Annotated in this window: 21 protein-coding genes and 1 pseudogene; 11 read left to right on the forward strand and 11 right to left on the reverse strand. The window is 60.4% G+C overall.

All coding sequences use genetic code 11. The annotated features are described in order from the left end of the window. Positions 1 to 900: a heme o synthase gene (cyoE, locus tag F0M18_RS12300; protein WP_149611821.1), complete on the forward strand. Its 900-nt coding sequence runs from the start codon at positions 1 to 3 to the stop codon at positions 898 to 900. Continuing rightward, on the forward strand, positions 897 to 1571 hold the full coding sequence (locus F0M18_RS12305) for an SCO family protein (protein WP_149611741.1): 675 nt from the start codon (positions 897 to 899) through the stop codon (positions 1569 to 1571). The genes cyoE and F0M18_RS12305 overlap by 4 nt, the downstream gene beginning before the upstream one ends. A gap of 15 nt (positions 1572 to 1586) precedes the next feature. Here the strand turns inward: F0M18_RS12305 and F0M18_RS12310 are convergent, their stop codons facing one another. Next, entirely contained in the window at positions 1587 to 1895 is a 309-nt protein-coding gene (locus F0M18_RS12310; protein ID WP_149611742.1) for a hypothetical protein, read from the reverse strand. 124 nt (positions 1896 to 2019) lie between these two features. Between F0M18_RS12310 and F0M18_RS12315 the strand changes: the two genes are divergently transcribed. Both F0M18_RS12315 and polA read left to right on the forward strand, forming a co-directional pair. Beyond that, positions 2020 to 2235, forward strand: a complete 216-nt coding sequence (locus F0M18_RS12315; RefSeq protein WP_149611743.1) for a hypothetical protein — start codon at positions 2020 to 2022, stop codon at positions 2233 to 2235. Positions 2236 to 2246: 11 nt separating this feature from the next. Next, positions 2247 to 4961 carry a DNA polymerase I gene (gene polA / locus F0M18_RS12320; protein WP_149611744.1) on the forward strand — a complete coding sequence of 905 codons (2715 nt, stop codon included), beginning with the start codon at positions 2247 to 2249 and terminating at the stop codon, positions 4959 to 4961. Positions 4962 to 5011: 50 nt separating this feature from the next. Here the strand turns inward: polA and F0M18_RS12325 are convergent, their stop codons facing one another. Continuing rightward, the gene (locus F0M18_RS12325; protein ID WP_149611745.1) at positions 5012 to 5833 is read right to left on the reverse strand and encodes a M90 family metallopeptidase; all 822 of its coding nucleotides are present in this window, start codon (positions 5831 to 5833) and stop codon (positions 5012 to 5014) included. A 504-nt stretch (positions 5834 to 6337) separates the two neighbouring features. Continuing rightward, positions 6338 to 7000 (reverse strand): ribosome biogenesis GTP-binding protein YihA/YsxC, encoded by a 663-nt coding sequence (gene yihA / locus F0M18_RS12330; RefSeq protein ID WP_149611746.1) that lies wholly within the window; start codon positions 6998 to 7000, stop codon positions 6338 to 6340. 116 nt (positions 7001 to 7116) lie between these two features. Here yihA and F0M18_RS12335 point away from each other — a divergent pair, with 116 nt between their 5' ends. The 3 genes from F0M18_RS12335 (at position 7117) to F0M18_RS12345 (ending at position 8816) form a co-directional block, all read left to right on the forward strand. Further along, entirely contained in the window at positions 7117 to 7410 is a 294-nt protein-coding gene (locus tag F0M18_RS12335; protein ID WP_149611747.1) for a c-type cytochrome, read from the forward strand. A 35-nt stretch (positions 7411 to 7445) separates the two neighbouring features. Then, on the forward strand, positions 7446 to 8069 hold the full coding sequence (locus F0M18_RS12340; protein WP_149611748.1) for a c-type cytochrome: 624 nt from the start codon (positions 7446 to 7448) through the stop codon (positions 8067 to 8069). Positions 8070 to 8183: 114 nt separating this feature from the next. Next, entirely contained in the window at positions 8184 to 8816 is a 633-nt protein-coding gene (locus tag F0M18_RS12345; protein ID WP_149611749.1) for a thiol:disulfide interchange protein DsbA/DsbL, read from the forward strand. An 84-nt stretch (positions 8817 to 8900) separates the two neighbouring features. Here F0M18_RS12345 and F0M18_RS12350 read toward each other — a convergent pair whose 3' ends face one another. The 4 genes and pseudogenes from F0M18_RS12350 to F0M18_RS12370 all read right to left on the reverse strand — a co-directional run bounded on the left by F0M18_RS12350 (position 8901) and on the right by F0M18_RS12370 (position 12573). Beyond that, positions 8901 to 9908: a cysteine synthase A gene (locus F0M18_RS12350; RefSeq protein ID WP_149611750.1), complete on the reverse strand. Its 1008-nt coding sequence runs from the start codon at positions 9906 to 9908 to the stop codon at positions 8901 to 8903. Between the two features lie 54 nt (positions 9909 to 9962). Beyond that, a complete protein-coding gene (locus F0M18_RS12355; RefSeq protein ID WP_149611751.1) occupies positions 9963 to 11162 on the reverse strand; it encodes a multidrug effflux MFS transporter in 1200 nt (399 codons plus the stop codon). 39 nt (positions 11163 to 11201) lie between these two features. Further along, positions 11202 to 11975: pseudogene (locus F0M18_RS20120) on the reverse strand (SDR family NAD(P)-dependent oxidoreductase). Positions 11976 to 12078: 103 nt separating this feature from the next. Beyond that, positions 12079 to 12573 (reverse strand): Lrp/AsnC family transcriptional regulator, encoded by a 495-nt coding sequence (locus F0M18_RS12370; RefSeq protein ID WP_149611754.1) that lies wholly within the window; start codon positions 12571 to 12573, stop codon positions 12079 to 12081. Positions 12574 to 12886: 313 nt separating this feature from the next. Here F0M18_RS12370 and leuA point away from each other — a divergent pair, with 313 nt between their 5' ends. The 4 genes from leuA (at position 12887) to F0M18_RS12390 (ending at position 17155) form a co-directional block, all read left to right on the forward strand. Next, a complete protein-coding gene (gene leuA, locus F0M18_RS12375; RefSeq protein ID WP_149611755.1) occupies positions 12887 to 14560 on the forward strand; it encodes a 2-isopropylmalate synthase in 1674 nt (557 codons plus the stop codon). 87 nt (positions 14561 to 14647) lie between these two features. Beyond that, positions 14648 to 15334: a Frag1/DRAM/Sfk1 family protein gene (locus tag F0M18_RS12380; RefSeq protein WP_149611756.1), complete on the forward strand. Its 687-nt coding sequence runs from the start codon at positions 14648 to 14650 to the stop codon at positions 15332 to 15334. Between the two features lies 1 nt (position 15335). Next, positions 15336 to 16280, forward strand: coding sequence for a pyridoxal-phosphate dependent enzyme (locus F0M18_RS12385; RefSeq protein ID WP_149611757.1), 945 nt, complete (start codon positions 15336 to 15338; stop codon positions 16278 to 16280). A 23-nt stretch (positions 16281 to 16303) separates the two neighbouring features. Then, positions 16304 to 17155, forward strand: coding sequence for a DUF6279 family lipoprotein (locus F0M18_RS12390; RefSeq protein ID WP_149611758.1), 852 nt, complete (start codon positions 16304 to 16306; stop codon positions 17153 to 17155). 23 nt (positions 17156 to 17178) lie between these two features. On the opposite strand, the gene ilvD is transcribed toward F0M18_RS12390, so the two are convergent. The 4 genes from ilvD to argA all read right to left on the reverse strand — a co-directional run bounded on the left by ilvD (position 17179) and on the right by argA (position 22613). Next, a complete protein-coding gene (ilvD, locus tag F0M18_RS12395; RefSeq protein ID WP_149611759.1) occupies positions 17179 to 19023 on the reverse strand; it encodes a dihydroxy-acid dehydratase in 1845 nt (614 codons plus the stop codon). Positions 19024 to 19098: 75 nt separating this feature from the next. Next, positions 19099 to 20121, reverse strand: a complete 1023-nt coding sequence (locus tag F0M18_RS12400; protein ID WP_188109702.1) for an MBL fold metallo-hydrolase — start codon at positions 20119 to 20121, stop codon at positions 19099 to 19101. Between the two features lie 4 nt (positions 20122 to 20125). Next, positions 20126 to 21304, reverse strand: coding sequence for a porin (locus F0M18_RS12405; protein WP_188109703.1), 1179 nt, complete (start codon positions 21302 to 21304; stop codon positions 20126 to 20128). A gap of 4 nt (positions 21305 to 21308) precedes the next feature. Further along, the gene (argA, locus tag F0M18_RS12410) at positions 21309 to 22613 is read right to left on the reverse strand and encodes an amino-acid N-acetyltransferase (RefSeq protein ID WP_149611762.1); all 1305 of its coding nucleotides are present in this window, start codon (positions 22611 to 22613) and stop codon (positions 21309 to 21311) included. Between the last annotated feature and the right edge of the window lie 277 nt (positions 22614 to 22890).

The raw sequence follows: 22890 nt of genomic DNA on the forward strand, positions 1-22890 counted from the left end.
ATGGCAGATGTACAGCAAACCGAAAAAGCCACCTGGCGCGACTACAAGGAGCTGACCAAGCCCAACGTGGTGTTGCTGATGATTCTCTGCTCCGCCATCGGCATGTTCATGGCGGTACCAGGGATGGTGCCCCTGGATGTCCTGATACTGGGGAACCTGGGTATTGCCATGTGCGCGGGGGCGGCTGCCGCCGTGAATCACCTGGTTGACCAGCGCGTGGACCAGCAAATGACGCGGACGCACAACCGACCAGTGGCGACCGGTCGTGTCAGCAACGCGCATGCGGCGGTATTTGCCCTGGTGATGGGTGGCCTGGGCATGATTATCCTGGTGGTGTTTATCAATTCGCTTACCGCCTGGTTAACCCTGGCGTCGCTGGTGGGATACGCCTTCATTTACACCATGTTCCTCAAGCGCGCCACACCGCAGAATATTGTTATTGGCGGGCTCGCTGGTGCGGCCCCTCCCCTGCTCGGCTGGACCGCCGTCACCGGCGAAATCCACGGGCACGCCCTCCTCCTGGTGTTGATAATTTTCGCCTGGACCCCGCCGCACTTCTGGGCCCTGGCCATTCACCGCCGTGAAGAATACGCGGCCGTGGGCATACCCATGCTGCCGGTGACCCACGGCGTGGCATTCACCAAGCTGCAGATACTGCTGTATACCATCATCATGTTCCTGATCACCCTGCTACCGTACGCCACGCGCATGAGCGGCCCACTGTACCTGCTTGGCGCCGTTGTGCTCGGCGGTGGCTTTCTCTACTGGGCAATCGAACTCATGCGTGGAAAGAATCCAGGTGCCCCCATGGAGACCTTCAAGTATTCCATCATTTACCTCATGGCCCTGTTCGTGGTCATGCTGGTTGATCACTACCTGTTTCCGGTGAGTACCCTATGACTGCCAACACAGACCCGCGCGCGAGCCAGTCGCGCAATATCAAGCTGACGGTCGCCCTGATCCTGCTGTTTATGACCGTCATCGTCGCCGGTTTCGTCTATCGAATCCAGCAACCGCGAGTAATGACGGTGACTGAAATGAAGGCAAATGGCCTTTATTTGCTGGAAACGCCGAGAAATTTCGGGGAAATAAAGCTGGTAGACCACCATGGCAAGCTATTTGATCGCGCTCGCTTTGAAGGCCAATGGAGCCTGGTGTTCTTCGGATTTACCTACTGTCCGGATATCTGCCCGACCACCATGTCCTTCCTCGACCAGTTCATGTCGGATCTGGAGGGTACGGAAGCAGAGGACACCCAGGTGGTGATGGTGTCGGTGGATCCGGCACGCGATACAGTGGAAAAACTCGCCGAATATGTGCCGTTTTTCAACGCTGATTTTGTGGGTGTGACCGGCGAATTCCTGGATATACACCGCTTTGCCACAGCCCTGAACACGCCGTTTCGCAAGGTCCCGGGGCAGGATGAGAACTACCTGGTGGACCACAGTGCCAATGTGGTACTAATTAATCCTCGAGGTGACTATCACGGCTTTTTCAAGACCCCGCTCGATCAGGCAAAAATGAAAGTAACCTATCGATCTGCGCGGGTGCTCTGGGATAAGGCCCAATAATAGGGCCTTTACGGCTTAGTAAGCGCTTACTAAGGTATCTTCTGAGGACAGGCTTTTCGCAGTCTGCTCTGGCTCCTGGGCATACAGGTTGCGGCCGAGGAACGCGCTCAGCTGTTGGGCAATATCCTCTGTCACGGCGCTGAGGATATCGCCGATCTCGTACTGCGTCTGGTATTGGCTGGCGCCATAGCCCACGTTGTCGAGGGCAGAACCCTCCGCGCCCGCAGAGGCGATGGCGTCAACGCCGGTGTATTCGGCGGCCATGACGGCGGGGCCGGCTGACAGGGCAACGGCGGCCAGGGCGGTTGTTGCGATCGTTTTCATTTTGCGTACTCCGATAAATTGTTACCGTTAGTTACGGCGGTAACACACAGTCGGATCATTCACCAGCTCGGGAGGGGCAGGGCGCGGCTTACTATTCGTTAAATGCTGGTAAGGCACCGCTATTGTGCAGCCTTTTTCGCTTATCTGTTGCTATCGCGTGGTGTCGAGGGGCGCTATTATCGAACGCATGGTGCAGGTAACACCGGGCTTCAACAGCGGTGCAGCCCGCCGACAGTTGGCCCGCTGCGTGGCAATTTACGGCGGGATCGGCTTTAATCCGGGGTATATCGGTATCGGCGCCAACACGGGCGGCGATGCATTCTTTCCGTTCTGTTTCTGATTATTGACCCTATGTCCAAGCAAAGTGCGCCCATCGTTCTTGTCGATGGCTCCTCCTATGTCTTCCGCGCTTTCCACGCGTTACCCATGCTGACCACCTCCGATGGCACCCATACCGGGGCCGTGCGCGGGGTGGTCAGTATGCTGCGCAAGCTGGTGAGCCAGTATCCGGATTCGCCGGTAGTCGCGGTATTCGATGCCAAGGGCAAAACCTTTCGCAGTGACATCTACCCCGAGTACAAGGCACACAGACCGCCCATGCCGGATGAACTGCGCGAGCAGATCGAACCCATACACGCCATCGTACAGGCCATGGGTCTGCCATTTCTTTGCGTGGAAGGTGTCGAAGCGGACGATGTCATAGGCACGCTCGCACGCCAGGCCAGCGAGCAGGGCAGGGACGTGGTGGTCTCCACCGGTGACAAAGACATGGTGCAGCTGGTGGATAAGCACACCACGCTGGTCAACACCATGACCGATTCGGTGATGGATGAAGCGGCGGTTGAGGAAAAGTACGGTTTTCCGCCGCGCCTGTTCGTGGACTTTCTGGCATTGATGGGGGACAAGGCTGACAACATTCCCGGTGTTGCCGGTGTGGGCGAGAAGACGGCCCTGGGCCTGATAAAGGGCCTCGGTGGGCTCGATGATATCTACGCTGCGCTCGACAAGGTGGCCGAGCTGTCGTTCCGCGGGGCCAAGACCCTGGCGCCGAAACTGGAGGCCGAGAAGGACAATGCGTTTTTGTCGCAGGAGTTGGCGACCATCAAGACCGATGTGGATCTGGAGCTGGCGCCGGACACGCTTGCCAACGCCGACCCGGACCAGCAGGCCCTTGTCGACTGGTTCACGCGCATGGAATTTCGCGGCTGGCTGGAAGAGTTGCTGGGGGAGGGGGAGGCGCCGTCCGTGGAGCAGCCCGAGCTGGACCACGACATCGTCACGGACCAGGCCACCCTGGATGGCTGGCTTGAAAAGCTCAAGCAGGCCGAGCTGTTTGCCTTTGACACCGAAACCACCAGCCTCAACTACATGGAAGCGCAAATAGTCGGCGTGTCCTTCGCGGTGGAGGCGGGCAGTGCGGCCTATGTGCCCCTGGCCCATGACTACCTGGGGGCTCCGGAGCAGTTGGACCGGGACGCGGTACTGGCCCAGCTGAAGCCGCTGCTGGAGGATCCGCAGCGGTTCAAGGTGGGGCAGAACCTGAAATATGATGCCAGCGTGCTGGCCAACCATGGTATCCAGCTGCGCGGCATTCGCTTTGACACCATGCTCGAGTCTTATGTGCTGGATTCCACCGCGACACGTCATGACATGGACAGCCTGGCCCTCAAGTACCTGGGCCACGGTACCATTCATTACGAGGACGTTGCCGGCAAGGGCGCCAAGCAGCTCACCTTCAACCAGGTCAGGGTAGAGGAGGCCGGGCCCTACGCAGCCGAGGATGCCGATGTCACACTGCGGCTGCACCAGGCGCTGTGGCCGAAGCTGGCCGCCGAAACAAGCCTGGTGTCTGTATTCGATAGTATCGAAATGCCGCTGGTACCGGTGCTCTCAAAAATAGAACGACAGGGCGCCCTGGTGTCCACTGAGCTGTTGCACCGCCAGAGCGGCGAGCTGGGCCAGCGCATGGAGCAACTTAAATCCGAGGCCTATGATCTGGCGGGCCAGGAATTCAACCTCGGGTCTCCCAAGCAGCTCGGTGAAATACTGTTTGAAAAGCTGCAGCTACCGATTATCAAGAAGACGCCCAAAGGCGCGCCCAGTACGGCAGAGGATGTACTGCAGGAGCTGGCGCTGGATTACCCGCTGCCCAAGCTGCTGCTTGAGTACCGCAGCCTGTCAAAGCTGAAATCCACTTACACCGACAAGTTGCCGGAGATGGTGAACCCGCAGACCGGACGCGTCCACACCTCCTATCACCAGGCGGTGGCTGCCACCGGCCGCTTGTCCTCGTCTGATCCCAACCTGCAGAACATTCCCATTCGCACCCAGGAAGGGCGCCGTATCCGGCAGGCGTTTATTGCTCCCGAAGGTTACCGAATCGTGGCCGCCGACTATTCACAGATTGAGTTGCGTATCATGGCGCACCTGTCGGACGACCCCGGCCTGTTAACCGCGTTTCGCGGCGGCCAGGACGTGCACCGGGCCACGGCGGCAGAGGTGTTTGAAATCGACGTGGAAGAGGTTAACGCCGAGCAGCGCCGCAAGGCCAAGGCCATCAACTTTGGCCTGATCTACGGTATGTCTGCTTTCGGCCTCGCCAAACAGTTACACCTTGGCCGCAACGAGGCGCAGGAATATATAGACCGTTATTTTGATCGCTATCCCGGGGTTGCGGATTACATGGATCGCACCCGCGCCGTGGCAAAAGAACAGGGCTACGTGGAGACCCTGTTTGGCCGCCGCCTGTACCTGCCTGAAATCAATGCACGCAACAAGATGCGCGTGCAGGCCGCAGAGCGCACTGCGATTAATGCTCCGATGCAGGGCACGGCAGCAGACATCATCAAGCGCGCCATGCTGACAGTGGATGAATGGCTGGAGCAGGGTGGGGCGGACGCGCGCATGATCATGCAGGTACATGACGAACTGGTGCTGGAAGTCGCCAGCGCAGAGGTCGACGCGGTCAGTGGGGAATTGTGCCGGCTGATGTCGAACGCGGCTGAACTATCGGTGCCCTTGCTGGTGGAGGCGGGCGTAGGGGACAACTGGGACGAGGCGCACTAGCCCGGTAACAACTGCGCAACGCAACGGACGCGCGTTGTTAGCTCGCATGTTCACTGTTGCTGCCACTTCCGGGGATCCACCCGGTAGTACTCGGCAAGCTCCTCGAACAATTCAGGCCGCAAGCGCTGCAACTCCTGCGGGCGCTCGAAAAATGTCTCGGTGGCCACGGCGAAAAACTCCGCCGGATTGGTAGCACCGTAAGTGTCCATAAGGGTCTTGCGGCCAAGCAGGGAGCGAGTGCGCAGGTCTTCAAAATTGTCGCTGAACACCCGGGCCCAGGATTGGTAGCTGTTGCGGCGCAGTGGCGGCGCACCGTTGGTAGACCCGGATAGACCGTCCAGTTGGTGGGCGAACTCGTGTAGTACCACGTTGTGGCCATCGCTGAAGTCGGAGGCGCCTTTTTCGACATCGTCCCAGGACAGGATGACCTTGCCGTTGCTCCAGGATTCGCCCAGCAGGTGGTTGTCCTGGGTTGCGAGCGTCCCGTTCTCAAGCATCTGTTCGCGCTCCACGCGAAAACCCGTGGGGTATACCAGGATCGACATCAGCTTGGGGTAGACGCTCCCACCCTGGTTGAGCACCAGCAGGCAGGCATGGCCGGCGATGGTAAGGCGTATTTCGTCGGTGATCTCCAGGCCGGCACAGCCATAGAAGGTCTTTTCTGCCAGGAACAGGTTTATGAGTTGGTGAAGCTGTTGTCGCTCTTCGTCGGAGAGGGCGCCATAGGGGGGCAGATTGCGGTCCAGGATGTCGCGCCAGGCCCCGGGGAAGGCCCGGCGGCGAATGAGCTTGTCGCGCCAGAAAGTCTGGAACACAAACAGCCCGAGGCCGGCAGCACAAATCAGCAAAAAAACAGTCGTAACAGTGTCCATAAAATTTTTCGACGCGGGTGAACTTTCGCCACTATGGCCAGTCAGAGTCTACGTAGCAAGTGCTACTATCCCTTTGAAGGTCTGTCTCCATGGGCCTTCACGAGCAAGTCTCTTTCCCCAGAGACCCTAGGTGTCCCGGTTGCCTTCCCCTAGAGGCAACCGGGTTTTTTTTATGTACAGGATGTACGGTACGTCCCCGGGAGGCAGGAGTGCCTGCCCCGCTTTACCGGGTATGCCGGAGGGGACGCGGTCCGAAGGTGAGCACGTCCCAGGGCTGACGACTTTGCAACGCCGGCAAACGGGCTCGACGGGGCAATGAGTCCTGGGCTTGGAAGGCCAAGATACTCACCCTGGACCCATTGCCCCGTCGAGCCTTGGACCATTGAGCGTGGGTTCAGTTGGAAGTGGCCTTGCCCATAATGAAGCGGCCTCGAAGCGCCAGGGTACTCGCGCTAAGTCCGCTGCTCATGCCCGCGAACCTTGGTGCGCCTTGTTGTTATCGCCCTACACTTCCTCGATTTCCTCATCCTCGTAGACGCTCGCATCCGTCAGCCAGCCATCAAGCACTTCGATCAGCTGTTCGTGCCCGCTGTGTTTCAGTGCTGAAAACAGCTGTACGCTGACCAGCTCCTGGTGTGGTTTCATGGCCTTGCGCACCGCGAGCAGGCTGTTGTTGGCCGGGCCTTTTTTCAGCTTGTCTGCCTTGGTCAGCAGGATATGCACGGGCATATGCGCCGCCATTGCCCAGTTCAGCATTTGTTCATCGAAGGGTTGCATTGGGTGGCGCACATCCATTAGCAGAATCATGCCGCGCAGGGACTGTCGCTTGGCCAGGTAATTTTCCAGCTGGCGGGTCCACTCCTTCTTCACACTGACCGGCACTTTCGCGAAACCGTACCCCGGCAGGTCCACCAGGCGTTGGCTGGGCGACAGCTCGAAGAAGTTGAGCAGCTGGGTCCTGCCGGGGGTCTTGGACGTCTTGGCGAGTTTTTTATTGTTCGTCAAGCTATTGATTGCACTGGATTTTCCTGCGTTTGATCGGCCTGCGAAGGCGACCTCCCAGCCTTCATCCGGCGGGCACTGGCTGAACTTCGCGGCGCTGGTGAGGAAGGTCGCACGGCGATAATCCGGGGCGGCGGGGGTGAGTGTTTGATCCGGGTCAGTCATTGTGCGGTATTGCCTTTTTAGGTGTGGGCATCTCGTATATAATGCCACAGCTTTTTTCGCCTGTTATCAAATGCTTGCGAGGCGTAGGCGCCTCGAAACCAACCGAGAGGTCTCTCATGAAGAAGATTTTTGCTGCTGCCCTGATGCTGGTTGCCACTGGTGCCATGGCTGAAGTCGATATGGACAAGTACAACAAGAGCTGTGCTGTCTGCCACGCCACTGGCGCTGCCAATGCGCCCAAGACCGGCGACGTCGCCGCCTGGGAGCCGCGCATTGCCAAGGGTATGGACGCGCTGGTCGCTTCCGTGAGCAACGGTATGAACGCCATGCCGCCCAAGGGTATGTGCTTCGACTGCTCCGATGAAGATTACAAGGCCCTGATCGAGTACATGGCCAAGCCCGCTGAATAAGCCGGTCCACTCTGTTAGCTAATTCTGGAACCATCATGAAGAAAGTAGTAATCCTGGCCAGCCTGTTGATGGGCTGCAGCCAATTTGTAGCCGCCCAGACAGGCGACGCTGCCGCAGGAGAGGCGTTGACCGCCACTTGCGCGGCCTGTCATGGCGCCGACGGCAACAGTGCCGCGCCCACGTTTCCCAAGCTCGCCGGCCTCGGTGAGAAATACCTGCTGAAGCAGTTGAAAGACATCCGCGACGGTGCTCGCCCGGTGCCCACCATGGTGGGGCAGGTAGACAACATGTCTGACCAGGACCTGGCCAATATTGCGGCCTACTACGACGCCCAGCCGCGCTCCGGTGGCCAGGCAGATCCCGCCCTGGTTGAACTTGGCGAAAAGATCTACCGCGCCGGCGTTGCCGAGCGCAAGGTCGCGGCCTGTGCCGGTTGCCACTCACCCCAGGGCAAGGGTAACGCTCCGGCTGGATTCCCGCCCCTGGCCGGTCAGCATGCAGACTACATCGCTGCCCAGCTCAAGGCCTATCGCAAGGGCTATGAGGATGAATCGGGTCGTACCAACGACGGTGACAGCATGATCATGCGCACCAACGCATTCGGGCTCTCTGATAAAGAGATCGAAGCGGTGGCCAGTTACGCCTCTGGCCTGAAGTAAGCGTTACGCATCGCGAGAGAGGTGGCAGTGCGCCACCTTTTTTTTATCCAGAGCGAACATCCGCCCATCATAGCTGTCATAAAAGGGTGATTTTTTAGAAGGAGAATGTTCACCATGTTCAAGCGTGTCCTGCTGACCCTGACCGTATTGTTGTTGCCCCTCGCGGCGCAAGCGGAAGAAACCTATGTTGCCGGAAAGCACTACGACGTTATCAATCCTGCGATTCGCACTGCCGAGTCCGGCAAGATTGAGGCGGCCGAGTTCTTCTGGTACGGCTGCGGCCACTGTTATACCTTTGAGCCAGTGCTGGCCAAGTGGAAGACAACGCTCGCGGATGACGTGGTCTTTCGCGGCATACCCGCCATGTGGGGCGGGGCGATGGAGCTGCACGCCAAGGCCTATTACGCCGCACGGGCGCTGGGGGTAGAAGAGAAAATGGACCAGGCCATCTTTCAGGCACTGAACGTCGACCGCAAACCCCTGCGTTCCGAGGATGAGATTGCCGAGCTGTTTGCCGAGCACGGTGTATCCAAGGACGATTTTTTCAAGGCCTACAATTCCTTTGGCGTCAGCAGCCAGGTGCGCCAGGCTGATGCGACCGCGCGCGCTGCCAAGATCACTGGCACCCCGGCAATGATGGTCAACGGCAAGTACCTGATCGGTCCGCGCAAGGCGGGTAGCACGGCGAATATGCTCAAGATCGCTGAGTTCCTGATCGAGAAAGAGCGCGCGGCAGCCGGCAGCTGATCCGACGCCAACGCCCCAGGAACCCGGCCCTGCGCCGGGTTTTTTTATGCCCGCATTTTCGCGCCGCTGGCCCCTCCCGCGGGACTATATTTGCAACCACTCCGGCACGGGCAGGCCCTTGTTCTGCAGGAACACAGGGTTGAACAGTTTGCTCTGGTAGCGAGTGCCATAGTCACAGAGTATGGTCACGATGGTGTGGCCCGGACCCAGCTCTTCGGCGAGGCGCACGGCACCGGCGATGTTCAGTCCCGAGGAGCCACCCAGGCACAGGCCTTCATTGCGCAGCAGGTCGAATACGTAGGGCAGGGCCTCGGTATCGTCAATCTGGAAAGCGGCATCAACTTCCGCAGCGGCAATATTGTCGGTGATATGGTTGATGCCCACGCCTTCAATAATCGACGAGCCCTCGCTGGGCTGGAGTTCACCGCGGGTGTAATGACTGTACAGCGAGGCCCCGTTTGGATCGGCAATGCCGATTTTTATTTCCGGGTTTTTACCTTTCAGTGTGCTGGACACCCCGGCAAGAGTGCCGCCGGTGCCCACTGCGCAAATGAACCCGTCTACCTTGCCATCTGTCTGTTCCCAGATCTCCGTGCCGGTGGTGCGCGCGTGGATCTCGCGATTTGCCGGGTTATCGAACTGCCGGGCCCAGATGGCGCCGTGCTCTTCTTTGCGGGCAAATTTTTCCGCCAGGCGTGCGGCGGTATGCACGTAGTGGTTGGGGTCGGCATAGGAGGTGGCTGCGACCAGGTGCAGGTCGGCGCCGAGCAACTCCAGCGAATCGATTTTCTCCTTGCTCTGGGTCACCGGCATTACCACGGTGCTTTTGTAACCCAGCGCATTGGCCAGCAGTGTTAGTCCGATGCCGGTATTACCGGCAGTGCCTTCGACGACTCGACCACCCGGTTGCAATTCCCCGGCAGCTTCCGCTGCGCGAATAATGCCGAGGGCGGTACGATCCTTCACCGAGCCGCCTGGATTGAGGAATTCGGCCTTGCCCAGAATCGTACACCCGGTTTTTTCCGATACCTGCTTGAGGTGTAACAGGGGGGTGTTGCCAATCAGTTGGGTGACATCAGCAGCGGTGTGCACGCGGTGTTCTCCGGGACAAATGCCCGCAGAGTATGCCACAGTCGCTGCCCCCGGTCAGGCTTGCGGGATGCGCCGCACGTAGACGCGCAGCGCCAGTGCCAGGCCGCACAGCGTGAAGGCAACCATGGATGCCAGCATTGGCTGTGGCGTGTCTTCCAGCAGCACGCCGACCAGGGCCGTACCCAGGGCGGACAGACCCATCTGCAGGAAACCGAGCAGTGCCGAGGCGGTGCCGGCGATATGCGGAAAGGGCGCCATGGCGATGGCCATCGCATGCGGCAACACCAGCCCCATGCCAATCGCGTAGCAGCTCATTGGTAGCATCAGTACCCAGATATTGGTTGGAAACTGAGTGTGTGCCAGCCACATCACAACTGCCGTAGCGACACACAGGGCATTCCCCACCAGCATCGTTCTCCTGGAATCCCAGCGACTGGCCAGACGTGCACTGATGGCGCTGCCGGCCATGTAGCCGGCCACGGTACTGAGAAAAATGAAGCCGAAATACTGCACCGGCACGCCCAGCATGTCGATGTAGACGAAGCTGGAAGAGGACAGGTAGGCCATCAGGCCGCTGTAGACCAGTGCGCTGGCCACGGTGACGGAAAGAAAGGACGGATCCATCACCAGCTCTGCGTAGTTACGGACAATGCTTACCGGGTGCAGGCTCTGCCGCTGCGGCAGCGACTCCGGCAGATAGACCTGCAGCAGCACCACCATCAGTGCACCGTAGACAGCCAGGAACAGGAAGATCACCGGCCACGGCAAGACCAGTAGCACGAAGCCGCCGATGGTCGGGGCTACGGCAGGCCCGAGGGCCATCAGCATGGCGATCAGTGACAGGGCCCGGGCCGCGCGGCGAGGGCCGAAGATGTCCCGGGTTACCGTGCGCGCCAGGGTAGGGCCTACGCAGGCACCAATGCCCTGCAGAAAGCGAAACAGCAGCAGCTCCTCGATCGTGGATGATTGCGCACAGCCCAGGCAGGCGGCAACGAAGATCAGGGTGCCGCCGCCGAGTATCGGCTTGCGGCCAAAGCGGTCGGCCAGTGGGCCACAGATCAGGTGGAAGACGGCGAAGCCCGTGAGGTAGGCGCTCAGCGTGAGATGCATTTGCGCTATATCGGTGTCCAGGGCGCGCATCATCAGTGGCATGGCCGGCAGGTACATGTCCACGCTGAGCGGGCCCAGCGCCACCAGCGCCGCCAACAGGGCCAGCAGCCAGGGAGATTCGGGTTTGAGGTATCGGCTGGCCATGGGCGGGGCAGGGTAGCCGATGGCCAGCTCGATGAAAAGCTACTTCTCGAAGTTCATTACCGTCTTCCACCAGAGGCCCGGCGCCAGCGTGCGCCACCGGTACAGCCATTTTGCCGGGCCGGGATAGATGATATCGCGATTGCGGGCCACGCCCTTTTCAATAGCGTCGATAATCTTGTCCGGTTGCGCCAGACGGCCTTTTTCGCGGGCTTCTTTGATGCTTCCCGGAGAGTCGGTATTGAGCGTCTGTTCCATCAGTGGCGTATCTACCGCCGGCGGGCAGACCAGGTGCACGCGTACCCCGGTGTCACGAATTTCGTTCTGCAGTACTTCGGCGTAGGCATTTACCGCCGCCTTGGTGGCGCAATAGGCCCCCATTTTTGGCACCAGGGCGACTCCTGCGATCTAGCCAAACACGATGATGCGGCCATGCCCGCGAGCCTGCATACCCGGCAACACGGCACGACACAGGTAAGTGGTACCGAAGAAGTTAACGCGGAACAGTTTTTCCATGTTCTCGTGGCTGTGGTCCGCCAGCGCATAAGCCGGCATCAGGGCCGCGGCGTGCACCAGCAATTCAACCGGGCCCAAGTCGGCTTCCACCTCAGCGACCCTGGCGGTGACCGCTTCCTGGTCGGCGATGTCACAGTGGAACGCGGTGATGTTGTCTGCGTCCGCAGTCTGGCGCAGCCCTGCTTCGTTGACATCGAAAATCGCCACTTTCGCGCCGGACGCGGCCAGCCGCCGGGCAAATATCTGGCCCATTCCGCTTGCACCCCCGGTGACCAGTGCCACTTTACCCGCTGCTATCATTGTCCTGTGCCCAATATCAATGCCCAGGACGCAGCCTGGCCTCGCCGGAGGCCGGCCGCAAGCGCCTGTGCGGCCACCACGGCTGGCCTGTTTTGGCGTCGGTTCACTGTCTCAGCACGGTGTCGTCGTCAATGTGTTCCAGCGGTAGTTCTGTGCGCAGCACCACGCGGCGCAATTCGAAACTGGATTGCACGCCGGTGACCCCGGGAATGCGGGTCAGGCGGCCCAGCAGGAAGCGCTCGTAGTATTCCATGTCGGCTACCACCGCCTTGAGCAGGTAGTCCGCAGACTGGCCGGTTACCACCGAGCACTCCATCACTTCCGGGTAGGTTGCCACTTCCTGTTCGAAGGCCTCGAAACGGTCCGGGGTGTGGCGGTCCATGGCGATACCGATGTAGGCGGTCAGCTTGAGACCCAGCATCGACTGGTCGAGCAGGGTCACGTGGCCCTTGATCAGGCCGGACTCCTCGAGTCGCTTCACCCGCCTGGAACAGGGGGTCGGGGAGAGACCGACGAGCTCGGCCAGTTCCAGGTTGCTGATGCGTGCATTGCGCTGCATGGCCTTGAGTATCTTGCGGTCGGTGCGATCGAGTTTCATGACGGGGTTCCCTGTGCCGGATGCGCTATCAGCAGATGCTCTAGCAGAGAATGCTGCCTATATGTGACTGTCACGCAATAATTATCTATTTATTACATATATTAAAGGGATGTATTGCAAAAATAAGGCATTATTGCGCGATATTTGCAGTCAATCACCCAATGCGGCTGGCTATACTATGGGTCTGGCTGACTTTACACCTGCCGGAATGCCGCTCTGGTCTTACCCTGACTGGCGCGCTGTGCGCAGACCTCACGAGGGTCGCACCCGCAGGTGACAGCCACCTAATTACACCAACACATTGGGATAGGTCATGAGTCAATTCGATCACAGCAAGTACAAGGCGTTTGCGCCCATCAACAAGCGTGACCGGCGCTGGCCGGACAAGGTCATCGATAAGGCGCCGGTTTGGTGCAGCGTCGACTTGCGCGATGGTAACCAGGCACTGATTGAGCCCATGACCGCGAGGCAGAAAAGCCGCCTCTGGGACCAGCTGGTAAAAGTCGGCTTCAAGGAGATCGAGGTGGGCTTCCCCTCGGCTTCGAGTCATGACTACGATTTCGTGCGTGAGTTGATCGAGAACGACCGCATCCCCGAGGACGTCACCATCCAGGTCCTGGTGCAGGCGCGCAAGGAGCTGATTGAGAAGACCTTCGAGGCCCTGAAAGGCGCGCGCCGGGCGGTTGTTCACGTCTACAACTCGACCTCCACGGTGCAGCGTGAACAGGTGTTCGGCCTGGATCGACAGGGAATTATTGATATCGCGGTTAACGGCGCGCAACTGGTGCAGGAATGCGCCGAGCGCTACCCGGAGACCGAATGGGTATTTGAATACTCGCCGGAAAGCTTTACCGGCACCGAACTCGATTTTGCCGTTGAGGTGTGTAACGCCGTCACCGCGGTGTGGCAGCCCACGCCGGAGAAGCCGGTGATTATCAACCTGCCAGCGACGGTGGAAATGAGTACTCCCAATGTCTACGCCGACCAGATTGAATGGTTCTGCGACAACGTGGAGAACCGCGACAGCCTGCTGATTTCGCTGCACACGCACAATGACCGCGGCTGTGCCGTGGCGGCTGCAGAGCTGGGTGTAATGGCCGGTGCGGACCGTGTCGAAGGTACGCTGATGGGCAATGGCGAGCGCACTGGGAACATGGACGTGGTCACCATGGCCATGAATCTCTACAGCCAGGGGGTGGACCCCAAGCTCAACCTCGCCAACATGGATGAGATCATCCAGACCGTCAAGGCTTGCACGCAGCTGCCGGTGCATCCCCGCCACCCCTGGGCCGGCGAACTGGTGTTCACCGCGTTTTCCGGCAGTCACCAGGACGCCATCAAGAAGTGCCTGTCGCGGCGGGACGAACGCCAGCCCTGGGAGGTGGCTTACCTGCCTATCGATCCGGCGGACATCGGCCGCTCCTACCAGGAGGTTATCCGCATCAACAGCCAGTCGGGCAAGGGTGGTATCGCCTATGTACTGGAAAGGGATTACGGCTACGAGTTGCCGCGCTGGCTGCAGATCGATTTCAGCACGGCAGTGCAGGCCTTTGCCGAGGAGAGCGAGTCCGAGGTGGGGTCGGAGCAGATTTATGATCTGTTCCAGAAAACCTATCTCAACGGCGAGGGGCGTTGGCAGCTGGGTAATTACAATGTCAGCCGCGAGGACCACGTCGACAGGTTCCAGGCTGAGCTGAACCGTGGTGGTGCCAGGGAGACCATATCCGGCACGGGCAATGGCGTGGTCGCGGCGTTTGTCGACGCCATGGAAACTTTTACCGGTAAGCAGATTGTGCTGGTGGAGTACAACGAGCATGCGTTGAGCCAGAGCGCCGATGCCGAGGCGGTGTGTTACATTCAGCTGAATATCGGCGGTGAGCGCTACTGCGGTTGCGGCCGCAGTCACGACATCGTGCAGGCATCACTGGACGGCATCCTGCGAGCCATCAACAAATCCGCCGCGGGCGAGCAGCACGCCGCGGCCTGATGCCGTGAAGCCCGGGCGTCGCCCGTACGCGACCCGCTAGCCGGTGCCGGCTGCGGGGCTGGACGGAGCATCTGCTAGACTGCCGGCATGAACGTCAGGATCGTCGCATTACTGGCAGCGCTGGTGCCTTTTCTCGCGGTGCACGCAACCTATCTGGTAGCGGCAAGCCACGGCGTTGTGGACTGGTGTACCCCTTATCTGGACAGCTGCACCTCGATCAGTGCCACCGGACGTAAACCCCCGGCAAGTTACCTTTTCCGCGCAACGATGCTGCCCTCGGCGGTGATCATGATGGCCTACTGGTGGCTCAACCATACCTGGCTTGCCGCGTTACACGCCCGGGCCGGCAGCGAGCGACAGCATGCCAACCACTGGATGCTTGTTCTGGGAGTGCTGGCCTGTATCGGCCTGATCCTTTACGTCACGGTACTGGGTGAGCGGGGCGATGCCTGGGCCACGCAGCGCCGGGTGGGCACTGTGCTGTTCTTTTCGTTTACTTTCATGGCCCAGTTACTGCTACTGTCGCAACTGCGTCGCCTGCAGGTGGCGGGAGTGCGCCCCGGGGTGCTGGCGTACATGGGCTGGGCCTGTGGAACCTTGCTCGCCGTCGGTGTTCTTACCGTGGTGCTGCAAGCCTGGGACGAAGCCTGGTATGAAACCGTGGAGGACGCCTTTGAGTGGGTCCTGACCCTGTTGCTGCAGAGCAATTTCCTGGCCGGTTATTTCGTCTGGCGCCAGGCCGGCTGGAAACTGGTAGTCAAAGAGAGAGATTAGGATGGTTGGACCCGGTTTAGAGGACATTAAGGCCGCTCGCGAGCGTATCGCCGCCGCTGTGCACGAGACGCCGGTGATGCAAAGCGGGCAACTCGACGCTCATGTCGGTGCCAGTGTCTTTTTCAAGTGCGAACACCTGCAGAAGGTGGGCGCGTTCAAGGCGCGTGGCGCCAGCAACGCCATATTCGCCTTGGAGGAAGCTGCGGCGGCAGCGGGTGTTGCCACCCACTCCTCAGGCAATCACGGCGCAGCGCTGGCGATGGCTGCGCGGGCCAGGGGCATTCCTGCCTACGTGGTGATGCCCGACAACGCACCGGCGGTAAAAAAAGCGGCAGTAGCTGGTTACGGCGCCGAGATCATTTCCTGTGCTCCCACCCTGGCTGCGCGCGAATCGACCCTGGCAGCCGTGGTGGAAAAGACCGGCGCTGCTGTCGTACATCCCTACAACGATGCGCGGGTCATCGCCGGGCAGGGTACCGCGACCCTCGAGTTTTTGGAGCAGGTGCCGGACCTGGACGTGATAGTGGTGCCGGTCGGTGGCGGTGGGCTGCTCGCCGGTACGGCCCTGGCGGCAAAAGGCATGCGGGAGCGTATCGAGGTGGTGGCGGTAGAACCGGCTGGAGCCGACGACGCCTTTCGTTCCTTTGGGCTGGGCGAGTTGCAGCCGCAGAACAACCCGGACACGATCGCCGATGGCTTGCGCGCCAGCCTCGGTGAACTCAACTTCGATATTATCCGTAACCATGTAGACACCATCCTGACGGTACCCGACCCGGTAATCGTGCAGGCCATGCAACTGCAGTGGACACGCATGAAACAGGTCGTCGAGCCATCTGGCGCAGTGAGCTTTGCCGGACTGCTGGAACATCCCGAGCGTTTTCGGGGTCGCCGGGTCGGCGTGATCATCAGTGGCGGTAACGTGGATCTTGATAATCTGCCCTGGTAGGCGGCAGAGGAGGGCAGGGAACGATGGCACGCAACGCTCGCAATGCTATGCTGATCATACTGTTGCTCCTGGTAACCGGGTGTAGCAGCACCACCTTTGTTTACAATCGCCTGGATTTCATCATTCCCTGGTATGTCGGCAAGTACGTCGACCTTGAGCGGCCGCAGAAACAGTTCCTCGCACAGCAGCTGGACCCCTTCCTCGCCTGGCACCGCAGTGAAGAACTGCCCGCCTACCTGCTGATTCTGGAAGATACGCAGCAGCGTCTTGACGGCAAGCTGGAAGCCGCGGATATCGAGGACCTGGTCGGGGAGCTGGAGCGGGCCTGGTTGCGCACTGAAGCGCGCGGGCTGGAGTGGATGATAGCCCTGGGGGAACAGCTGTCTGTCGAACAGATGCAGGAATTCATCGCGGAGCTGCGCGAAAAGCAGGAAGAATACGAAGAGGAGTACCTCACGCGCAGTGATGAGGAGTACCGCGAGGACGCCTACGACAACCTCAAGGACTCTACCCAGGACTACCTCGGTCGCCTGGACTGGGGCCAGCGCGGCATCTACGAAGACGCCGCCGCACAGTTACGACGTTCTGACGCCGCCTGGTTGCGCGAGCGCGCTGCCTGGCTGGACCGCCTGGAGTCGATCCTGCTGCGTGAAACGGACTGGCAACAGGCGTTGCGCAACAGCTTGCGGGAGCGTGAGCAGACGACTTCTGCGGAGTACCAGGCGATCTATGAGCACAATGCGCAGGTGCTGTATGCAGCATTGGCACAGGTGCTCAATTCACGCAGTGAAAAACAGGACCGGCGGCTGCGCGGCAAGCTGGACGACCTGCGCGAGGACCTTGAAGAGCTGATCGGGCAGGCGCCAGCGGCTTGACCTCAGCGCCTGCACGCAGGCGTTCAATCCAGCAGTGACAAATCCCGCACTGCGCCCTTGTCTGCGCTGGTGACCATGCTGGCATATACCTTGAGCGCCGGTGTGACCTTGCGCGGCCGCGGGGCGGCGGGCTTCCACGCCTGCTCACCTTTCGCCTCCATCGCGTCGCGTCGCGTGGCGAGTTCTGCGTCCGAAAGCTTTACGTTGATGCTGCGATTGGGGATGTCGATTTCAATGATGTCACCATCTTCAACCAGCGCGATGGCGCCGCCCGCAGCGGCCTCGGGTGAGGCGTGGCCGATAGACAGCCCCGAGGTGCCGCCCGAAAAGCGACCGTCGGTGAGCAGGGCACAGGCCTTGCCCAGCCCCTTTGACTTGATATAACTGGTCGGGTAGAGCATTTCCTGCATGCCGGGCCCACCGCGTGGGCCCTCGTAGCGCACGATGACCACATCCCCGGCCTGGACCCGGTCGTTGAGAATGTCGTCCACCGCCGCTTCCTGGCTCTCGCAAACGTGCGCCGGCCCTGAAAACACGAGAATGGATTCGTCCACGCCGGAGGTTTTCACCACGCAGCCGTCCTCGGCGATATTGCCGGTGAGCACGGCGAGTCCGCCCTCCAGCGAGTAGGCATTCTCCAGTGAACGGATGCAGCCGCCGCTGCGGTCGTCGTCCAGGCTGGGCCAGCGCGTGTCCTGGCTGAAGGCGGTCTGGGAGGGCACGCCCGCCGGCCCTGCACTGAAAAATTTGCGTACGTCCGCATCCTGGGTGCGCACGATATCCCACTGGTCCAGGGCCTCGCCCAGGGTCCTGCTGTGCACGGTGGGGCAGTTGGTGTGCAGCAGGCCGGCGCGATCGAGTTCGCCGAGGATTCCCATAATCCCGCCGGCGCGGTGTACATCTTCCATGTGGTACAGCGGGGTATTCGGCGCCACCTTGCACAGCTGCGGGATCTTGCGCGACAGACGGTCGATGTCGGTCATGGTGAAATCCAGCTCCGCTTCCTGCGCCGCAGCGAGCAGGTGGAGAATGGTATTGGTAGAACCACCCATGGCGATGTCCAGGCTCATGGCGTTTTCAAAGGCTTCAAACGAGCCAATGTTGCGGGGCAATACCGATTCGTCATCCTGCTCGTAATAGCGTTTACACAGGTCGACGATGAGGCGGCCAGCGCGCAGAAACAGCTGTTCGCGATCCGCGTGAGTCGCCAGCGTGGAGCCATTACCGGGCAGCGACAGGCCCAGGGCCTCCGTCAGGCAATTCATGGAGTTAGCCGTGAACATGCCGGAACAGGAGCCGCAGGTGGGACAGGCGGAGCGTTCGTACTCGGCGACGGTTTCGTCGTCGGCACTGTCATCAACGGCGATGACCATGGCATCAACCAGATCCAGTTTGTGTTCCGAGAGCCTGGTCTTGCCCGCTTCCATGGGGCCGCCGGAGACAAACACCACCGGTATATTCAGGCGCATGGCGGCGTTGAGCATTCCCGGGGTGATCTTGTCGCAGTTGGAAATACACACCATGGCATCGGCGCAGTGCGCGTTGACCATGTATTCGACCGAGTCCGAGATGATGTCGCGCGAGGGCAGGCTGTAGAGCATGCCGTCGTGGCCCATGGCGATACCATCGTCCACGGCGATGGTGTTGAATTCCTTGGCGACACCGCCGGCGGCCTCGATCTCGCGGGCAACCAGCTGGCCCAGGTCCTTGAGATGCACGTGACCCGGCACGAACTGGGTAAAGGAATTGACCACCGCAATGATGGGCTTTTCGAAATCACCATCCTGCATGCCGGTGGCGCGCCACAGGGCGCGGGCGCCGGCCATATTGCGGCCGGCGGTGGAGGTCTTGGAGCGATATTGAGGCATGATACTGTCCGTGTTGCTGGCCCGGGTCGGTGACTACAGGGCGGGTAAAAAATCAGGCACGGAGGATAGCAAAAATCACTGTGCTGCGCTTTCGCCGATTACAATGGCCTCGCCCACCCTGATGTGTCGATAGGCGCTACCAAACAACTGTTCCGCGCGGGCGATGACTTCGTCACTGCTGTCGTGCGGGCTAACACCGATCACCCGGGGTTGGTATTGCTGCAGCATGGCGAGCTGGCGATCGACCTCCGCCGCGGACAGGGGCGACAACAGGCCCTCTCCGGAGGCCAGTTGCCGCTGCACATCGACCGGCCCGAGCCTGATCCTGCCCTCGGGAACGGGGAAGTGCAGGCCGCCGATGATGCCGTACAGTGGGGCTTCGAACAGGTCGTCATAGCGCTTGAGCAGGTTCGGTACCGGTTGGTGCCCACAGGCCACGATGATGACGCCGCCCAGACCTTCTACCATTACCACCAGTGAGTGTTCCTCGATCCAGCCGATGGCCAGCTGCCGGCCTATGCTGCCGGTTGAGGCGAGTCCGGTGCTGCCGATTCCGGGGCCGATTGCCATTGGCTGCTCCGCGGTGATGGGCGTCATCCCGGGATAGCTCATGCTGCCGGGCACGATCAGTTGCGTTCGCGGGTTGGGGAAGGGTTTCTGTTCAGCGCCAAGCGAGAAGGTGTTGTTGTTCTGCCAGTTGAGTCCGCCAACGTGGTCCAGGTGATTGTGCGAAATAAATACGGTATCGATGGACTCCAGTTCAACGCCCAGCGTCGCCATATTCCGCTCCAGTGCCGAGGGCCTGATACCGCGACTGTTCTGGCCCACGTCGTACAGGATGCGCTGGCTGTCCGTTTCCACAAGGTAGGAGATACCCACTTCGGTTAGCAGGTCCGGGCGCGCACTTCGGTATTCGAGCAGGGGCAAAATGCGCAGGGAGCGGGTTGAGCCGATGTCCGGCAGCGGCGCGGGTTTGAACTGCGCAAACAGGCGAACGGCCCGCTCGCGACCCTGTTGTTGTGTATGCAGATACCAGCCACCGGATACCAACAGCAGGATGAGCAATAGCGAAAGGATTGTGACAAGTCTACGTTTCAAATTATCACCATGAAATTCGCAGGCCGGTGCCGATGCCCCAGCCGCGGTAGCGACCGCCGTCTCCAGCGCGGTCCTTCAGCTCGGCGAACTGCAGGCCTGATTGCAACTTGAGCTTGTGGCCGTAAAAGAACAGGTTAAAGCCCAGGTAAAGTTCGTCGTACTGGTCGCCGCGGCCGTCCACGATTTCGTTCTCGTAGCGACCGAGGCGAACTCCGTTGGCTTCATCGCTGTCAATATAGGTATAGCGTACTACCAGTTGTACTAGCTCGGATACGTTGTAAAACGGCATTATCGTCACGCCGCTGATATCGCTCTGGCCCATATATCCGCGACCGGATCCCAGGTCTGTCCATAGCCCCCAATCGCCATCTTCCCACTGCGCCGACAGGGTGGTCACGTTGGACAGGTCGCGGGTGTTGGCGTTTTCGTCGCGCTCGTTATAGACATAGTCGAGGCGCACCAGTGCGCGGTCGATGCCCAAAGCCTGCGCAAAGTCGTAGCCGGCTGAGGTCAGGGTGAAGATGCCGGCGTCGAACTTGCTGAACTCATCATTGCCGTCGCTGGAAAAAACGCCCACCCGGTAGGTCCAGTTGTTGTCGAGCGCGCCCTTGATACTGGCGCCGGTGAAATATTCTGCGGTGAACCAGAGGTTGTTGGTGAGATTGTTGCGCTGCAGGGTCAGTAGCTTCTTGGATGAGGTGGCGCCATCCAGTGTGAAGCCCGCTGAGTGCTTCAGCAGCCGCAGGTCGCGCGCCTTGTCCGGCTGCCAGCCGATATAGGCGTCGGTCAGGCGGGAGTACCAGTCGTGGTGCGATTCATTGAGGTCAAAGTCGGCTTCCAGCTGGGCCATCCAGTCGTTGCTGAACCCGGCCGTGAAGCCAAAGCGGAAGCGGCGCCAGTTGATATCTTCGAAGTCGCCTTCATCAGCATCGAAGTAACTGGCGTCAGCCTGCAGGCGGCCACTTAAGGCGATACGCCTCAGCGGCCCCTGTTCCGAGGTGTAGAAAGTGGCGTGCTGCCAGATCTCCTGGTAGCGCTCGTCTGCAGCGCTCGCCAGCGGCACGCAGCCGGTGAACAACAGTAGCAATGAAAACTGCAGTGCCCGGTGCAATGTGCTGGTCCGCTGCAATGTCCTGCTCTCCCCCTGGTAGCTCACGGCCTGCCCCTGCCCATTCGGCTGCAAGCCGCTAGAGCTCCTTGAAAAATACCTTGGAGCTGCGCTGCAGGTTGTACAGCGCCTGCTTGCGTTCCGGCAATTGATCGCGCTGCGCCTCGGCAAAGCCCTGTTCAAGGAACCAGTGCGCCGTTTGTGTGCTGAGCACGAATACCCTGTCCAGGCCAAAGCCCATGGCCTCCTGTTCGAGCTCCTGCAACAGGCGTTTCGCCCTGTTGCCTCCGCGGTAGTCCGGGTGGGTCACGATGCAGGCCAGCTCGCCGCAGCCGTCTTCAGGGAAGGGGTATAACGCGGCGCAGGCGATGATGCGGCCATCGCGCTCCAGTACGCGGAACAGGTCGATTTCCTGCTCCAGCAACTCCCGTGAGCGTTTCAGCAGGATACCCTCCTGCTCCAGCGGCTCGATCAGTTCAATGATGCCGCCCACATCGTCGATGTCGGCGCGCCGTGATTTCTCATAGTCACTGGCCGACACCAGGGTGCCGCTGCCGTCATGGGTGAAGAGTTCTTCCAGCAGCGCACAGTCATCGCGATAGCTGAGCACGTGACAACGGGGCACGCCCTCACGGCAAGCCTGCCGGGCGGTGTGAATCAGGTCGGCCTGCTCGGCATCGTCCGGGCTGAGCTCGTCGAGTTCTCCCACGGCAAGCTGGTGAATCAGCTCTGCACTATCGTCAACGATACCTTTCTCCGCACCGAACAGGATCAACTTGTCGGCGCAGATCGCCGCAGCACAACTTACCGCGACATCTTCCAGTGCCAGGTTGAAGATTTCGCCGGTAGGGGAGTACCCCAGCGGTGACAGCAGCACGATAGAATCGTCCTGCAGCTGGCGGTGAATGCCCTCGGAATCGACGCGGCGCACCTTGCCGGTGTGCAGGAAGTCCACGCCGCCCACCACGCCGATCGGCCTGGCGGTGACGAAATTGCCGGAGCACACGCGCATCTGTGATCCCTGCATTGGGGAATTGGGCAGGCCCATGGATAACAGCGCTTCGATCTGTGCCCGCAGCGATCCGGCGGCATCCTTCACGTGTTCCAGCGCAGCGGTATCAGTGATGCGCACATCCTGGTGAAAACCGGTCTCCAGGCCCGCAGTTTCCAGCCGCTGGGCGATTTGCGGGCGCGCGCCGTGGATCAGTACCAGCTTCACGCCCAGGCTTTTCAGCAGGGCGATGTCATGAATGATGTTGGGGAAGTTTTCGTGTTGCGCCACCTCGCCCCCCAACATCAGCACGAAGGTCTTGCCCCGGTGCAGGTTGATGTAGGGTGCGGTGTTCCTGAACCAGCGGATGTGGGACCGGCCTGGCGTTGTCACGTTGTTGTCCAACTTGTTGATTAATAGCGGATTATCAAGGTTACCGAAGTCCGGGCAGTTTACCTAATGGCAATTTTGCACAAGCCTGATGAGGCGGGGTGTTTTTTGGCGGGCGCCGGTCCGTCGGCGGGGGGATACCCTGTCAACGACCGCAAGCTCCGTCGCGTTTTCGGGCCGCTGCGTAACTCGGCAACGGTTGCTGCTCGCAACCGTTAAGCGGCCTCAGACATCCACAGCGGACTGCCCCCGGAAACGCGACTGCGCAAAATGCGGCGGC

The sequence above is a fragment of the Pseudohalioglobus sediminis genome, from assembly GCF_008370495.1.
GTDB lineage: Bacteria > Pseudomonadota > Gammaproteobacteria > Pseudomonadales > Halieaceae > Halioglobus.

Bases quoted from the DNA above. Each gene is read 5' to 3' on its own strand.
- F0M18_RS12380 (WP_149611756.1), top strand. From the start codon at position 14,648: ATGAACGTCAGGATCGTCGCATTACTGGCAGCGCTGGTGCCTTTTCTC.
- F0M18_RS12355 (WP_149611751.1), bottom strand. From the start codon at position 11,162: ATGGCCAGCCGATACCTCAAACCCGAATCTCCCTGGCTGCTGGCCCTG.
- yihA (WP_149611746.1), bottom strand. From the start codon at position 7,000: ATGACTGACCCGGATCAAACACTCACCCCCGCCGCCCCGGATTATCGC.
- cyoE (WP_149611821.1), top strand. From the start codon at position 1: ATGGCAGATGTACAGCAAACCGAAAAAGCCACCTGGCGCGACTACAAG.
- F0M18_RS12305 (WP_149611741.1), top strand. From the start codon at position 897: ATGACTGCCAACACAGACCCGCGCGCGAGCCAGTCGCGCAATATCAAG.
- leuA (WP_149611755.1), top strand. From the start codon at position 12,887: ATGAGTCAATTCGATCACAGCAAGTACAAGGCGTTTGCGCCCATCAAC.
- F0M18_RS12345 (WP_149611749.1), top strand. From the start codon at position 8,184: ATGTTCAAGCGTGTCCTGCTGACCCTGACCGTATTGTTGTTGCCCCTC.
- F0M18_RS12340 (WP_149611748.1), top strand. From the start codon at position 7,446: ATGAAGAAAGTAGTAATCCTGGCCAGCCTGTTGATGGGCTGCAGCCAA.
- F0M18_RS12385 (WP_149611757.1), top strand. From the start codon at position 15,336: ATGGTTGGACCCGGTTTAGAGGACATTAAGGCCGCTCGCGAGCGTATC.
- polA (WP_149611744.1), top strand. From the start codon at position 2,247: ATGTCCAAGCAAAGTGCGCCCATCGTTCTTGTCGATGGCTCCTCCTAT.
- F0M18_RS12335 (WP_149611747.1), top strand. From the start codon at position 7,117: ATGAAGAAGATTTTTGCTGCTGCCCTGATGCTGGTTGCCACTGGTGCC.
- F0M18_RS12325 (WP_149611745.1), bottom strand. From the start codon at position 5,833: ATGGACACTGTTACGACTGTTTTTTTGCTGATTTGTGCTGCCGGCCTC.
- F0M18_RS12310 (WP_149611742.1), bottom strand. From the start codon at position 1,895: ATGAAAACGATCGCAACAACCGCCCTGGCCGCCGTTGCCCTGTCAGCC.
- F0M18_RS12370 (WP_149611754.1), bottom strand. From the start codon at position 12,573: ATGAAACTCGATCGCACCGACCGCAAGATACTCAAGGCCATGCAGCGC.
- F0M18_RS12390 (WP_149611758.1), top strand. From the start codon at position 16,304: ATGGCACGCAACGCTCGCAATGCTATGCTGATCATACTGTTGCTCCTG.
- ilvD (WP_149611759.1), bottom strand. From the start codon at position 19,023: ATGCCTCAATATCGCTCCAAGACCTCCACCGCCGGCCGCAATATGGCC.